General features: G+C 54.8%; 14 protein-coding genes. 3 read left to right on the plus strand and 11 right to left on the minus strand.

Translation table 11 applies throughout. The features are described from left to right. Nucleotides 1-59: 59 nt before the first annotated feature. Genes dxs through xseB form a run of 3 tightly spaced genes read right to left on the minus strand, consistent with a single transcriptional unit; the run spans nt 60 to nt 3,089 of the window. The gene (dxs, locus tag FZF21_RS04720) at nt 60-1,922 is read right to left on the minus strand and encodes a 1-deoxy-D-xylulose-5-phosphate synthase (RefSeq protein ID WP_015571294.1); all 1,863 of its coding nucleotides are present in this window, start codon (nt 1,920-1,922) and stop codon (nt 60-62) included. Nucleotides 1,923-1,946: 24 nt separating this feature from the next. Further along, complete coding sequence (gene ispA / locus FZF21_RS04725; protein ID WP_047738050.1) at nt 1,947-2,846, minus strand: (2E,6E)-farnesyl diphosphate synthase; 900 nt, start codon at nt 2,844-2,846, stop codon at nt 1,947-1,949. After that, complete coding sequence (gene xseB / locus FZF21_RS04730; RefSeq protein WP_015571292.1) at nt 2,847-3,089, minus strand: exodeoxyribonuclease VII small subunit; 243 nt, start codon at nt 3,087-3,089, stop codon at nt 2,847-2,849. A gap of 178 nt (nt 3,090-3,267) precedes the next feature. Between xseB and thiI the strand changes: the two genes are divergently transcribed. Both thiI and FZF21_RS04740 read left to right on the plus strand, forming a co-directional pair. After that, entirely contained in the window at nt 3,268-4,716 is a 1,449-nt protein-coding gene (gene thiI, locus FZF21_RS04735; protein WP_006809903.1) for a tRNA uracil 4-sulfurtransferase ThiI, read from the plus strand. A gap of 69 nt (nt 4,717-4,785) precedes the next feature. After that, complete coding sequence (locus FZF21_RS04740) at nt 4,786-5,520, plus strand: GntR family transcriptional regulator (RefSeq protein WP_017383174.1); 735 nt, start codon at nt 4,786-4,788, stop codon at nt 5,518-5,520. Between the two features lie 26 nt (nt 5,521-5,546). Here FZF21_RS04740 and FZF21_RS04745 read toward each other — a convergent pair whose 3' ends face one another. From FZF21_RS04745 to panE, 5 genes are all read right to left on the minus strand, one after another. After that, nucleotides 5,547-6,269 carry a glucosamine-6-phosphate deaminase gene (locus FZF21_RS04745; RefSeq protein ID WP_047738047.1) on the minus strand — a complete coding sequence of 241 codons (723 nt, stop codon included), beginning with the start codon at nt 6,267-6,269 and terminating at the stop codon, nt 5,547-5,549. Next, nucleotides 6,266-7,591, minus strand: coding sequence for a 6-phospho-beta-glucosidase (locus tag FZF21_RS04750; protein WP_047738045.1), 1,326 nt, complete (start codon nt 7,589-7,591; stop codon nt 6,266-6,268). The genes FZF21_RS04745 and FZF21_RS04750 overlap by 4 nt, the downstream gene beginning before the upstream one ends. 12 nt (nt 7,592-7,603) lie before the next feature. Next, complete coding sequence (locus tag FZF21_RS04755; RefSeq protein WP_017694419.1) at nt 7,604-8,872, minus strand: PTS transporter subunit EIIC; 1,269 nt, start codon at nt 8,870-8,872, stop codon at nt 7,604-7,606. Between the two features lie 300 nt (nt 8,873-9,172). Further along, nucleotides 9,173-9,766, minus strand: coding sequence for a protein deglycase YajL (gene yajL / locus FZF21_RS04760; RefSeq protein WP_015571288.1), 594 nt, complete (start codon nt 9,764-9,766; stop codon nt 9,173-9,175). After that, nucleotides 9,729-10,640 (minus strand): 2-dehydropantoate 2-reductase, encoded by a 912-nt coding sequence (gene panE / locus FZF21_RS04765; protein ID WP_032647423.1) that lies wholly within the window; start codon nt 10,638-10,640, stop codon nt 9,729-9,731. The genes yajL and panE overlap by 38 nt, the downstream gene beginning before the upstream one ends. 125 nt (nt 10,641-10,765) lie before the next feature. Here panE and FZF21_RS04770 point away from each other — a divergent pair, with 125 nt between their 5' ends. Next, nucleotides 10,766-11,257, plus strand: a complete 492-nt coding sequence (locus FZF21_RS04770; protein WP_047051145.1) for a YajQ family cyclic di-GMP-binding protein — start codon at nt 10,766-10,768, stop codon at nt 11,255-11,257. A gap of 32 nt (nt 11,258-11,289) precedes the next feature. Here FZF21_RS04770 and FZF21_RS04775 read toward each other — a convergent pair whose 3' ends face one another. From FZF21_RS04775 to FZF21_RS04785, 3 genes are all read right to left on the minus strand, one after another. Continuing rightward, complete coding sequence (locus FZF21_RS04775) at nt 11,290-12,651, minus strand: MFS transporter (protein ID WP_032647425.1); 1,362 nt, start codon at nt 12,649-12,651, stop codon at nt 11,290-11,292. Nucleotides 12,652-12,765: 114 nt separating this feature from the next. Then, nucleotides 12,766-13,413 carry an L-fuculose-phosphate aldolase gene (fucA, locus tag FZF21_RS04780; RefSeq protein WP_017383181.1) on the minus strand — a complete coding sequence of 216 codons (648 nt, stop codon included), beginning with the start codon at nt 13,411-13,413 and terminating at the stop codon, nt 12,766-12,768. Nucleotides 13,414-13,441: 28 nt separating this feature from the next. Then, nucleotides 13,442-14,437: a LacI family DNA-binding transcriptional regulator gene (locus tag FZF21_RS04785; RefSeq protein ID WP_015571284.1), complete on the minus strand. Its 996-nt coding sequence runs from the start codon at nt 14,435-14,437 to the stop codon at nt 13,442-13,444. Between the last annotated feature and the right edge of the window lie 33 nt (nt 14,438-14,470).

Below are 14,470 nucleotides of genomic sequence, written 5' to 3' on the forward strand. Positions count from 1 at the left end.
TCCGCTCCTGCTGTTTAAACAATACGTTTAAGCATAGCAGGAGCAGAAAAGGGGAGGGATCAGGCCAGCCAGGTGCGGATTTTAGCTTCGATACCGGCGGCGTCCAGACCAATGTCGGCGCGCGCCTCATCCTGGGTGCCTTGCGGGATGAAGTGGTCAGGGAGGCCGAGATTAAGCACCGGAACGGCTTTACGGTTCGCCATCAGCACTTCGTTCACGCCGCTACCCGCGCCACCCATGATGGCGTTCTCTTCCAGCGTGACCAGCACGTCATGGCTTTCCGCCATGCTCAGAATCAGAGATTCATCGAGCGGCTTCACGAAGCGCATATCGACCAGCGTCGCATTCAGGTTTTCAGCGACTTTTGCCGCTTCCGGCATCAACGTACCAAAGTTCAGGATCGCCACTTTTTCACCGCGGCGTTTCACCAGACCTTTACCGATGTCCAGTTTTTCCAGCGGCTGTAATTCAACGCCAAGGGCATTACCGCGCGGATAACGTACCGCGCAGGGGCCGTCCTGATAGTGGTAACCGGTATACAGCATCTGACGACACTCGTTTTCGTCGCTTGGCGTCATAATCACCATATCAGGGATGCAGCGCAGGAAGGAGAGATCAAACGCGCCCTGGTGCGTCTGGCCATCAGCCCCCACAATGCCCGCGCGATCGATAGCAAACAGCACCGGCAGCTTCTGGATGGCAACGTCATGGATAACCTGATCGTAGGCGCGTTGCAGGAAGGTAGAGTAGATCGCTACCACCGGCTTGTAGCCGCCAATCGCCAGGCCCGCAGCAAAAGTTACCGCGTGCTGCTCGGCGATAGCCACGTCGAAATACTGGTCCGGGTATTTTTTGGAAAACTCCACCATGCCGGAGCCTTCACGCATGGCAGGCGTCACCGCCATCAGCATGTTGTCTTTCGCCGCCGTTTCGCACAGCCAGTCGCCAAATATTTTTGAGTAGCTTGGCATCCCGCCGCTGCTTTTCGGCAGACAACCGCTGGTATGGTCGAACTTAGGCACCGCGTGGAAGGTGATCGGATCTTTTTCCGCCGGTTCGTAACCACGCCCTTTTTTGGTCATGATATGCAGGAACTGCGGGCCTTTCAGGTCGCGCATGTTTTTAAGCGTCGTCACCAGGCCCAGCACATCGTGGCCGTCCACCGGGCCAATATAGTTAAAGCCCAGCTCTTCGAACAGCGTACCCGGCACGACCATGCCTTTGATGTGTTCTTCGGTACGCTTAAGCAGCTCTTTAATCGGCGGTACGCCGGAGAAGACTTTTTTACCGCCTTCACGCAGTGAGGAGTAAAGCTTGCCGGACAGCAGCTGCGCCAGATGGTTATTCAGCGCGCCGACGTTCTCGGAGATCGACATTTCGTTATCGTTGAGGATCACCAGCATGTCCGGTTTGATATCGCCCGCGTGGTTCATGGCCTCAAAGGCCATCCCGGCGGTGATCGCCCCGTCGCCAATCACGCAGACGGTGCGGCGTTGTTTATTCTCTTTTTCGGCGGCAACGGCAATACCAATGCCCGCAGAAATGGAGGTGGAAGAGTGGCCGACGCTTAACACATCATATTCACTCTCGCCGCGCCACGGGAACGGGTGCAGGCCCCCTTTCTGGCGAATGGTGCCAATTTTATCGCGACGTCCGGTCAGAATTTTGTGCGGATAGGCCTGGTGGCCTACATCCCAGATCAGCTGATCGAACGGCGTGTTATAGACGTAATGCAACGCCACGGTCAGCTCAACCGTGCCAAGTCCGGAGGCGAAGTGGCCGCTGGAGCGGCTAACGCTGTCGAGCAGGTAGCGACGCAGCTCGTCACACAGCTTCGGCAGACTCTCTTTCGGCAACAGACGTAACTCCTGAGTGGAGTCAACTAACGCCAGTGTCGGGTATTTGGCAATATCAAAACTCATCAAAGGCTCATCGAGATTTATAGTTTATTTATCACGCTGGATTATGTAGTCCGCTAGCGCTTCCAGTGCCGAGGTATCCAGCGATTGCGCGGCCAGCTCATTCAGCGACCGGCGGGCATCGTCTATCAGATCCCGGGCTTTACGTTGGGCATGCTCAAGGCCCAACAGGGCGGGGTAGGTACTTTTGCCAAGCTGCTGATCCGCACCCTGACGTTTTCCCAATGTTGCAGTATCGCCCACCACATCCAGAATGTCATCCTGAACCTGGAATGCCAGACCGATACTTTCTGCGTATCTGTCCAGAATCGGCAGGGCTTTACGCCCGCGTTCACCCGCGCTCAGCGCGCCCAGGCGAACGGCTGCACGAATCAGTGCGCCCGTTTTGTGACGGTGGATGCGCTCCAGCTGTTCCAGAGTAACCTGACGCCCTTCAGCCTCTAAATCCAGCGCCTGGCCGCCGCACATCCCGGCGACGCCGCTGGCCATTGCCAGTTCGGACACCATTGCCAGACGATCGCAATCGCTCACCTCAACCATCGGCGCATCGCTCAGAATGGAGAAGGCCAGGGTTTGCAGCGCATCCCCCGCCAGAATGGCATTCGCTTCGCCAAATTTGATATGGCAGGTTGGCTGACCGCGACGCAGATCGTCATCGTCCATGGCCGGCAAATCATCGTGGATCAGCGAATAGGCGTGGATACACTCCACGGCGGCTGCCGGGGCGTCCAGCGTGTTATCGCTGATACCGAACATATTGCCCGTGGCATACACCAGGAACGGACGCAGGCGTTTACCCCCCAAGAGTGCGCCATAGTGCATGGCTTCAACCAGTGGAGTGTTCTGAAAAGGCTGCGGCTCAATGAATCGGCGCAGCGCATCGTTGGCGCGGATGACGCGCGCCTGAAGCGCGTTGGAAAAATCCATTTACTCGGCGTCCGGTGTGAATGGCGTGGTTTTAGCGTCTTCGCTGTCGGAAAGCAGGATCTGCACACGCTGCTCGGCCTGCTGGAGTTTTACCTGCCCCTGGCGCGCGAGCTGCACGCCGCGTTCAAATTCGTTGAGCGCGTCTTCCAGCGGGAGATCGCCGCTCTCAAGACGGATAACGATCTGCTCCAGTTCACTCAGCGCAGTTTCGAAACTGGCCGGTGCGTCGTTTTTCTTCGGCATAGTGAATTGACTCTTAAATTTTTCGCCCTGACATGGTAACGGACTCGGGGCAATTATCAAATAACGCGAGTGGCGCGATGGTGGTATACTTGCGCGCCTGGATGCAGCCACGGGTGTGGGCTGCTGTATCATTTTCCACTACAAGCCTTTATAAGCTTGCCTAAGAAACATTGCCGCCATGAAGTTTATCATTAAATTGTTCCCTGAAATCACCATCAAAAGCCAATCCGTGCGTTTGCGCTTTATTAAAATTCTCACCGGGAACATTCGTAACGTATTAAAACACTACGACGAAACGCTCGCCGTGGTGCGTCACTGGGACCACGTAGAAGTCCGCGCGAAAGACGAAAACAAACGTCTTGATATTCGCGACGCGCTGACCCGTATCCCGGGTATTCACCATATTCTGGAAGTGGAAGACGTTCCCTTCACCGATATGCACGATATCTTCGAAAAGGCGCTGGTGCAGTACCGCGACCAGATCGAAGGGAAAACGTTCTGCGTGCGCGTGAAGCGCCGGGGTAAGCATGAGTTTAGCTCTATTGAGGTTGAGCGCTACGTCGGTGGTGGTCTGAACCAGCACGTTGAAACGGCGCGCGTGCGCCTGACTAACCCGGACGTCACCGTTAACCTTGAGATCGAAAACGATCGCCTGCTGCTGGTCAAGGGTCGTTATGAAGGTATTGGCGGTTTCCCTATCGGCACTCAGGAAGATGTGCTGTCGCTGATCTCCGGCGGGTTCGACTCCGGCGTGTCCAGCTATATGCTGATGCGTCGTGGCTGCCGCGTGCACTACTGCTTCTTTAACCTGGGCGGCGCGGCGCATGAAATCGGCGTACGTCAGGTGGCGCATTACCTGTGGAACCGCTTCGGCAGCTCTCACCGCGTGCGTTTTGTGGCGATCAACTTTGAGCCGGTGGTCGGCGAAATCCTCGAAAAAGTGGACGACGGCCAGATGGGCGTGGTGCTGAAACGTATGATGGTGCGTGCGGCGTCCAAAGTGGCTGAGCGCTACGGCGTGCAGGCGCTGGTCACCGGTGAAGCGCTGGGGCAGGTCTCCAGCCAGACGCTGACTAACCTGCGTCTTATCGATAACGTGTCTGATACGCTGATCTTGCGTCCGCTGATCTCTCACGATAAAGAGCACATCATCGATCTGGCGCGTAAAATCGGTACTGAAGATTTTGCCCGCACCATGCCGGAATATTGCGGTGTGATCTCAAAAAGTCCAACCATCAAAGCGGTGAAGGCGAAGATCGAAGCGGAAGAAGAGAACTTCGATTTCAGCATCCTGGAAAAAGTGGTGGCGGAAGCGTCCAACATCGATATCCGTGAGATCGCTCAGCAGACCGAGCAGGAAGTGGTTGAGGTGGAGACGGTCAGCGGCTTCGGTGCTAACGATACGATTCTGGATATCCGTTCTGTTGATGAGCAGGATGACAAGCCGTTGCAGGTGGAAGGCGTCGAGGTGGTTTCGCTGCCGTTCTACAAGCTGAGCACCCAGTTTGGCGATCTCGACCAGAGCAAAACGTATCTGCTGTGGTGCGAACGTGGGGTCATGAGCCGTTTGCAGGCGCTGTATCTGCGTGAGCAGGGCTTCGCGAACGTGAAGGTGTATCGCCCGTAGTTTCTCGCCCGGTGGCGCGAGCGCTACCGGGCCTGCGATTCTATGCTCTTTTTGGCCGGGTAATCGACAATGGAAAAAAAACATAAGTACTGGGAAATCAAAGAGAGAATCAAAAAAGATATTCTCAATGAAGTCTACAAAAAGGGCGAAAGCATTCCGTCGGAGCGCGATCTTGCCGGTATTTATGACGTTACGCGCGTAACGGTTCAGAAAGCCATGGCGATGCTGGTACAGGAAGGGTATATCGAGCGTATCCACGGCAAGGGCATGTTTGTTTTAAAGAATACTGCCAGCAATATTTACATTCTGAATAATGAAAAGAGTGACAGTATTCTCGGGTTTTCCCGTGAATTTCAGGGGCGGGTCAACGTAACCAGCCGCTTGCTGACGTTGACGACCCTTCACGCCGACGCGGCGTTGGCACAGCACCTCGAAATTGCGCAGGGTGATGATGTCTGGTTTATTCGCCGTATCCGTTTACTGGACGGACAGCCGGTGTTAATTGAAGACAGCAATATTCCTCACAAGGTGGTTGCCACTGTTCCGCAGGCTATTCTCGAAGAGGGATCGCTGTATGGCTATATTGAAGACTTTACCGGTAAGAAAATCAGCGACGCCGATTCACTGATTGAAGCGGATCTTTTTGATGAGGAGCTGGCGGCCCATCTCAATATTCTGCCAGGCCAGCCGATGTTGAAAATTACCGAAGTCACGCGCCTCGATGACGGTAGAGCATTTAACTTCTCCATCAGCTACAACCGGGCAGATATTTTCCGCGTCAAGAATATGCATATCAAACGATAACAGGCGCATCAGCGCCTGTTTCTCTTTTACAGCTTAGCGGCTGCCGCTTTATCGACAATGATCCTTAACCGTGGGTGCGGCTTTAGCAGCGTCGCGGGAACCGCCGGGTCCGGTGCGGAATTGACGGTTGTTGCGATGATGTCGGCTTTTTTCTCGCCGCTTGCCATCAAAATAATGGCCCGTGAGGCCAGGATAGTCTTCATCCCCAGCGAAATGCCCTGACGGATATGACGCTGCTGGCCGAAGTATTTAACCGAAACGGCCTGCGTCACCGCATCCAGGTCCACGATGTGGCAACCGGTATCGAGGGCGGCGCCCGGTTCATTGAAGCCGATATGGCCGTTCATACCGATCCCCAACACAATGATGTCAGGCCCACCGTGGGCCGTAATAAAGTTATCCACACGCTGACACTCTTCCTCGGGGGATTGCTTCAGGCCATCAAAGAAACAGATCTGATCGTCGCGCAGGGCCAGGTGGCTGAAGAAATGGCCCCATACCATCTCCCGGCAGCTGCCTTTATCGGCCTGACCGAGCCCCAGCCACTCATCCAGGCCAACAAATGCCGCACGGGAAAAATCGACCCTACCCTGTTTGCTGGCGTGCACAAGCGCGGCAAAAACGCCCAGCGGCGTATCTCCACCCGCGATGCAAATCAGCGCATCGGGTTTTTGCGTAACGGTTTCAATGACCGCTTTCGCCACGGCGTCACTCAGCGCCGCATAATCGTCTGTCTGTTCTACGTTCATTGTGCGTCCTTACGTTTAGCATACTGGGGTAAATAACGGTGGTTGACCTCAAGATATTCATTAAGGATCTGTTCTGCCGCGGCGGCAGAAGGCACAAGGGGATTTACGCTCAGCGCCAGCAGCGCCGTGTCGTAATTTCCAGTGACAGCGGCCTCAACGGTGAGCTCTTCATAGGCCTTCACGCTCTGGATCAGGCCGCGAATCTTCACGGGCAGCCTGCCATAGGCGAGGGGATGCGCGCCGTTTCGGTCGATCATGGCGTTGGTTTCCAGCGTAACGTGATCCGGCAGATCGGGTGTTGTGCCCCTGTTAGGAACATTTACGACGTGGATCTCTTTTTTATCGTTATAAATAGCGCTGATGATCGAGCATGCAGTATCGGAGTACCAGGCGCCTCCGCGCTGCTCCAGCTCTTTCGGCTTGTGCGCGAGATGGGGGTCCTGATAAAGCGTAAAAAGCCGTTGCTCAATTTCGCGCGTCTGCTCGCCGCGGGTTCCCTTAGTATTTGCATCGCGCAGCGCGGCGTCGGTCATCTCGCGGGTCAAAAAATAGTATTTGAGGTAGGAGATAGGGTACATGTGGAGTGCCCTGGCAAAGCGGGCACTAAACCCAATGTCCGGTATATTTTTCAGGGAGTTATTTGCGCTGCCCTCGGCCAGTTTTTCAATAAAGTCGTCGGTATAATCCTCTCCCTTGAGGAAAATTTGGTCGGCAAAAATAAGATGGTTCAGACCAATAATGCGTGCGTAAACGTCCGACTTCTTCACGCCGTAGGCTTTGGCGATGTCCATCATCATGCTGTTTGCGCCACTGCAAATGCCTATGGTCCGAATGGCCGAGTGGCGGGTGATTGCCTCGGTGACAATCCCGGCCGGGTTGGTGAAGTTAATCAGCCAGCCGTTCGGGCACCATCTTTCCATGTCCTTACAGATATCCAGCAGGACCGGGATCGTGCGTTGAGCTTTCATAAACCCGCCGGGACCTGTCGTCTCTTGCCCCAGAACGCCGTATTTTAGCGGGATTTTTTCATCGTTGATGCGGGCATCAAGAAAGCCGACACGCAGCTGCGTGGTGACAAAATCGGCATCTTTCAGCGCCTCTTCCCGATCGAGCGTCAGGTGGATATTCATTGGGAGCCCGGCTTCAGCTACCATGCGCTGGGCCAGCTTTCCGACAATCTCCAGCTTCTCTTTTCCCTCTTCAATATCCAGCAAATAATAATCGGTGACCGGCAGCTCTGCGTAGCGTTTGATAAAACCGTCGATCAATTCTGGCGTGTAGCTGGAGCCGCCGCCAATAGTGACAACCTTGAGCTTTTTCATCGTGGTTCCTTTTTACAAGATGGGGTCGGAAAGCGTGTCCGCGTTGCGGCGGGCATTCTCTTCGGCCGCTTCGGTTTCAAGTTGTTTGCGCTCGGCCAGTTTGAAAAACGGCAGCCAGACCAGGGCGGAAATAACCAGCGTGCAGACGGACCAGATCACGGCAGGGATATTGCCGCCGGTCACGAACCATGCGGCGAAAATCGGCGGCATGGTCCAGGGGATCTGTAAGACGGGGCGACCAATGATGTCGAAGTACATCAGCGACCAGGTTGAGATGCACAGGATCATCGGCGTCAGGGTAAACGGGATCATCAGCAGTGGGTTGAAGACTATCGGGCAACCGAAAATGACAGGTTCGTTAATACAAAATATCGCGGAGGGCAGGGAGAGCTTGCCCACTGATTTGTACAGCCGACTGCGGGAACGCAGCATGGCAATGACCAGCCCCATGGTCGCGCCCGTTCCGCCCAGGCACATAAAGACGATATAAAACCCGTCGGCGGTAATATGGGGAATGGGCTGATGATGCAGATAGGCCTGAGTATTTTCAGCGATGTATTTCAGGAAAATGGGACTGGTGATGCCGGAAAGCACGTTGTCGCCATGTATGCCGCAGCACCACAGCAGCGAAATCAGAAAAATAAGCACCAGCATGCCCGGCAGCGAACCGAGGCCGGAGACGAGCGGGCTGAGCAGCAGGGTGAAGAAGTGGTTGATATCAAAATTCAGGATGACCCGAATCAGCCAGATCAGAGTGATTGCTACCGCGGCGGGGATCAGGCTCGCAAAAGATTGCGCCACGGCAGGAGGCACGCCCTCCGGCAGGGTGATCACGACGTTGTGCCGGATAAAAAATCGCACGATGTGCACCGTCAAAATCGCCAGGATGATGGCAGAAAACAGCCCCGCCGCACCAAGATTGTCAACGTTGAGCTGATAGCTGTCGTTGAGTTGCGCCAGTAAGAACACCACCAGCGTGACTATGCAGCAGGTGATAGCGTTGAGGTTGTACTCCTTCGCGAGGTTGTAGCTGATACCCACCGCAGAAATCAGCCCTATTGCACCAAAGGTAACGCCCACCGGGGCGCTGAGCTTTTCGGCAAACGGGCCAAGCCACTCACTCCAGCCGGGTATCGGTAGATTGGCGAGAATGAGAAACAGGCTACCGGTGATGGTGAAGGGTAAGGTTAGCGCAATACCGTTGCGCACGGCGACCAGTATTTTATTTTCGCCTACGCGAATCAGTACAGGAATGACTCTGTGCTCAAGAAATGTAATCACATTGCTTACTCCAGAAGAGATTTCTGCTCTCCCGCCGCTGTTGATGTTATCAGGCTTTGCTGGCGGATTTTTAAACTGGTATATACCAGTTGAATGCAGTTTTTCACGGTTCTTTTAGCCTGTCAAACAGGCATGCAATGCGGTGCATACTTGATTATTTGTCTGAAAATAAAGGGTTTTTTGAAGGTTGAGACGGTGGGGAGACGCTTCAGGGCAGGAAAATGAATCGCAGAACTGTGACGCTGACTGCACTATTTCTGTAGGGCAGACGGGCCAGCGCGTTGCCAGCCCGGGAGCACATCAGGCTTCGTAGAAATTATAAATCCCCGCCGCCATCACCAGCGATGACGCCACTTCGTACGCTTTTTCGCGCCCGACCAGCAGGTCAATAATCTTCAGGCCAAAATCAATGGCGGTGCCCGGCCCCTGGCTGGTGAGCAGGTTAACGCGCGGATCCCAGACCACGCGTTTATCCACCCACTGGTCTTCCGGAATTGTGTCCTTCAGGCCAGGAAAGCCGGTCATATTCCCGATGGGGAAAATGTCGTGCGGAACCAGCACCGTACCTGCGGCCGCACAGATTGCCGCGACGATACGCCCGGAAAGATGAAACTGACGAACGGTTTCAACCAGCAGCGGGCTGTCGCGGAAACACTCTGCACCCTTCAGCCCACCCGGCAAAACGATCATGTCGTAATCACCGTCCGCCACCTGTACAAGCGGTGCATCCGCCAGGATCTTCACCCCACGCGAGCAGGTAATCGCCAGACTTCCGTCGCTGGCGACGCTGGCGGTAGTAACCTTAATACCACCACGCACCATCAAATCAATGGTGGTGACCGCTTCTGTCTCTTCGCTACCAGGGGCGAGGCATACCAGTGCCGATGCGCTCATACTCACTCTCCTTTCGTTTTACTAACTCAAACAGACGGCTGTTTTCCGCAACGGTAATACCGTGTGCCCGGGCGCGTTTTAACAGATAACCGGTAATGTAATCAATTTCGGTATGCCGCATAGCCCGGATATCCTGCAACATTGAGGAGATATTTTCTGCCGTACTCTCAATGACCTGGTCGACATAATAACGTAAATCGGACTCTGAGGTGTGGTAGCCTTCGCGTTCAATGACGGCGGCAACTTCCCGGCAAATCAGCGCTACCCGATCGGGATGCTGACGCAGTTCACCGTTAGGGCAATCCAGCAGGGCGGTCAGCGGATTGATCGCGCAGTTGACCGCCAGTTTGCGCCACAGCTCCGCGCGAATGTTATTGTGCCAGGCGACGTCAGGCAGCGTGCTTTGCAGGGTATCCGCAAGATAGCTGTAATCGCCGGGCTGTTCACGCGCAGGACCGATATGGGTGATACCACTGGCAACATGGATAATGACGTTACCGTCGCGACGTGCCGCGTGGGTGGTTGTCCCCATCAGCAGCGGTTGCCGGACAGATTTAAGCTCTTCAATGGTACCCATACCGTTGTGAATCAGCAGGATTGGCGTGCGTTCAGGTAACTGGGCGGCCAGGCTTTTCACCGCATCGGAGACCTGCCAGGCCTTCAGCGTGACCAGCAGCAAATCACTGGTGGCAAGAAATTCCGGATCGTTTGCCGTCAAAGACTCGTTGAAAATTGAACCGTCTGTACCAATTACGTTCACACTGCAATAGGGCTGGGGAATTCGCAGCCAGCCCTGAACGTCGTGTCCCTGTTTGCATAGCGCTGTAAGCCAGAGTTGGCCAAGGGCTCCGCATCCAAGCACTGTTACTTTCATCGTTCCTCCTCACCTGCAACGGCGCCAGGTGCTATGACGCTAAGTATAGCGCCATCAGCTAAGCTTCTCGTTATGCCTCGTTGCGGGTATTATGCAACGCAACAAAAATGAAGGGAGAAGAAAAGATGCCATCTTTCGATATTGTTTCTGAAGTTGATTTGCAGGAAGCGCGTAACGGCGTAGAAAATGCTGTCCGTGAGGTTGAGTCACGTTTCGATTTTCGTGGCGTTGAGGCGACCATTGAACTGAACGACGCGAACAAGACGATCAAAGTCCTGAGCGAGTCTGATTTCCAGGTCAACCAGTTGCTGGATATCCTGCGCGCCAAGCTGCTCAAGCGCGGCATAGAAGGAACCTCACTCGATGTACCGGAAGAATTTGTTCACAGCGGCAAAACCTGGTTTGTGGAAGCGAAGCTGAAGCAGGGGATTGAGAGCGCGGTACAGAAAAAAATCGTTAAGCTTATCAAAGACAGTAAGCTCAAAGTGCAGGCGCAGATCCAGGGTGAAGAGATCCGCGTGACCGGAAAATCCCGTGATGACCTGCAATCCGTGATGGCGCTGGTGCGTGGCGGCGATCTCGGTCAGCCATTCCAGTTTAAAAACTTCCGCGATTAAGACAATCATGCCCGGCTAAACCGGGCATTTTTTCAGGCCTTCAGCGCCTGCTCCACCTCAAAGCGGTTAGTCACTTTGCTGTCAATTTTGACATACGCACTGCGCTCTTCCGGGACAATCAGTACTTCGCTCACGCCCTCTGTCGCTTCCAGACGCTGTTTTAACGCGTCACCGATTGCCACGTCATCGGGAATTTCTACCCGCAGGCTACTTACATAGCGCGGCTCTTTCATGGTGCTGGCAACAAACAGCCAGAGCATCGCCAGCAGCGCACCGGCGAGGAAAACGGTCTGGGAGTCAAACAGACCGTCCACCCAGCCGCCGAGCGACCCGCCGATCGCCACGCCGAGAAACTGGCTGGTGGAGTAAATGCCCATCGCGGTGCCTTTGTATCCTGCCGGAGACTCTTTGCTGATAAGCGACGGCAGCAGGGCTTCCATCAGATTAAACGCCAGGAAGAACAGCTGTACGCCGGCGATCAGTTCCCAGAAATGCGGGCCAGCGCCCCACAGCACAATCTCGGCAATCAGCAATAACGCCACGCAGCCCACGAAGACGCGTTTCATTTTGCGCTTCACTTCGGCGTAAATAATGAAGGGCACAACGGAGACAAACGAGATCAGCATTGTGACCAGATAAATTTTCCAGTGCTCTGCCGCCGGGAAACCTGCTGCGGCAAGTTGACCAGGCAGGGCGACGAAGGTGGACATCAGCAGAATGTGCAGGCACATAATGCCGAAGTTCAGCTTAAGCAGGCGCGGCTCGGCGATGACTTTGCTGAAACAGCCTTTCACCATCCCGGATTCACGGTTGAGGATGTGGTTTTTACTGTCAGGCACAACCCACAGCGTGAGTGCGATCCCAATGGTCGCCAGTACCGCAATCATCCAGAACAGGGCGTGCAGGCCGAGCGCATGAGTGATAACAGGCCCCAGCACCATGGCAATGGCAAACGTGACGCCGAAGCTGACGCCGATAAACGCCATGGCTTTGGTGCGGTTTTGCTCGCGGGTTAAGTCTGAAAGCAGCGCCATCACGGCGGCGGCAATCGCCCCGGAACCTTGCAGGGCGCGCCCAAGAATAATTCCCCAGATGGAGTGGGAGAGGGCGGCGATGATGCTGCCAAGTACAAACACCAGCAGCCCGCCGACAATCAGCGGTTTGCGACCCACGCGGTCGGAGAGCAGGCCAAAGGGGATCTGGAATATCGCCTGCGCCAGGCCGTAGATACCAATCGCCAGACCAATCAGCGCTTCGCTGGCACCCTGTAACGCCATGCCATATGTGGTCAGAACGGGCAGGACCATAAACATGCCAAGCATCCGCAGCGAGAAAACAGTCCCTAAACCCCAGGTCGCACGCAGTTCGCCTGGCGTCATTTTATAATCGTTCATTACCACCTCTACCAAAAAGCAGGCCATAGTTTAGGCGGGGTGATAAGTGCGGTAAATAGGTGTTTGTTTAAGAGATATTACGAGGGTGTGATAAAAGCACCCCCGGATAAAAAATTACGCCTCGACGCGCAATCCGTAGCTTTTGAATTTCTCAAGAACAATGGCAATTTCATCGTCACTGAGTACCGGAACGGGATCCACGATCGCCAGCGTGGCCAGGTAGAGTTTTGCCAGCACCTCTACCTCCTGCGCCAGCCACAGTGCCTTTTCAAGATTTTCTTCGCAGGTTATCAGGCCGTGGTGCTGTAATAGCGTCGCTTTGCGATCGCGTAATGCGACCGCGACATGCTCTGACAGCGCGCGCGTCCCGAAGGTCGCGTAAGGGGCGCAGGGAATGGAGTTTCCCCCGGCGGCGGCAATCATATAGTGAATAGCAGGAATGGGGCGGTTGAGTATCGAGACGGCGGTACAGTTAACCGCATGGTTATGGACGACGGCGTTAGCATCCGGGCGGGTCTGATACACAACCTGATGAAAACGCCATTCGCTGGAGGGCAGTTTATCTTCTTCGTGTCGCCCCTGTGCATCTACATAGACGATACTCTCTTCGGTCAGATGCTCGTAGGGAATCCCGGTCGGCGTAATCAGCATGCCGTCGCGATAGCGAACGCTGATATTGCCGGCGGTGCCCTGATTTAACCCCATGCGGGTCATCTCAAGGCAGGTGTCGATAATGTCTCTGGCTAATCGGGCTCGTTCCATTTTTTATTCTCCGGGTACAGTTTTATTTTTACTGGCGGGAACGTTTGACCAGCTTCATATCGACTTTCGCCGTCTCGTTGACCGCTTCGCCGTCGATGGCTCGCTGCATCAGTTCAAACGCTTTTTCCGCCCAGGTATCTTCATCCTGCTGCATGGACCAGACGCTGTTAGGCAGGAACCCCAGCATGGGGTGCTCATCGAAGGTGCCGATATTGATGTGTTGGGGCACGGTGCCGGTACGCGTCCGCAGGGCTTCAATTGCCCCTTCCAGAACGGGTAACGATGAGGCGATAAACGCCTGCGGAACACCCTGGCTGTCGATAAGCGAATCCATCAGGGCATATCCGCCCTCCGGCGTATTGTCCGGCCCTTCGATGACCCACTCGCGATGGTGAATACCGGCTGTTTTCAGGGCCTGTAAGTAGCCGTTCAGACGGTCCGTAATACTGGGCAGTGCGGTATCGCCCACAAGGAACCAGAGCGGCGTTTTTCTCTCTGCCAGCATGTTGCGGGCCAATTCATCCCCCCCGGCCTCGTTATGACTCTCAACCAGCGCGTTGTCAGTAAAGCCAAAATCCCGGTCGAGGAGCACCAGTGGTTTTTGGATCTGCCGCAAATGATGCTGCTGGTTTTCCAGCGTCGAGGGAACGATAAACAAGCCGTCCACGTTGCGCGCCATCAGGGCTTTGACCAGCTTATTTTCGTAATCCACATCGTTGTAAGTACAGCTGATCATCAGCTGGTAGCCCGAACGGCGGCAGCGCAGTTCGAGTTTCTCGGCGAGCGTTGCAAAGAACACGTTCGAGATGTTGGGCACGATGAGTCCCAGCGTCTCGGTTTTGTTTAGCTTAAGACTGCGCGCCGAATGGTTGAGGGTATAGCCGAAGCGCTCGACGTGTTCATTAATTCGGGACTGTGTTTTCACGCTGATCCGATACTGTTCGGCTTTCCCGCTCAGTACCAGCCGCACGGTGGTGACGGATAAATTCAGATCCTTCGCTATCTGTTCAACTGTTTTGGCCATCGCTACGCCTCAATCCTTAACGTACGTAAAAAA

This window comes from Enterobacter sp. LU1 (genome assembly GCF_008271405.2).
GTDB classification, from domain to species: Bacteria; Pseudomonadota; Gammaproteobacteria; order Enterobacterales; family Enterobacteriaceae; genus Enterobacter; species Enterobacter hormaechei_C.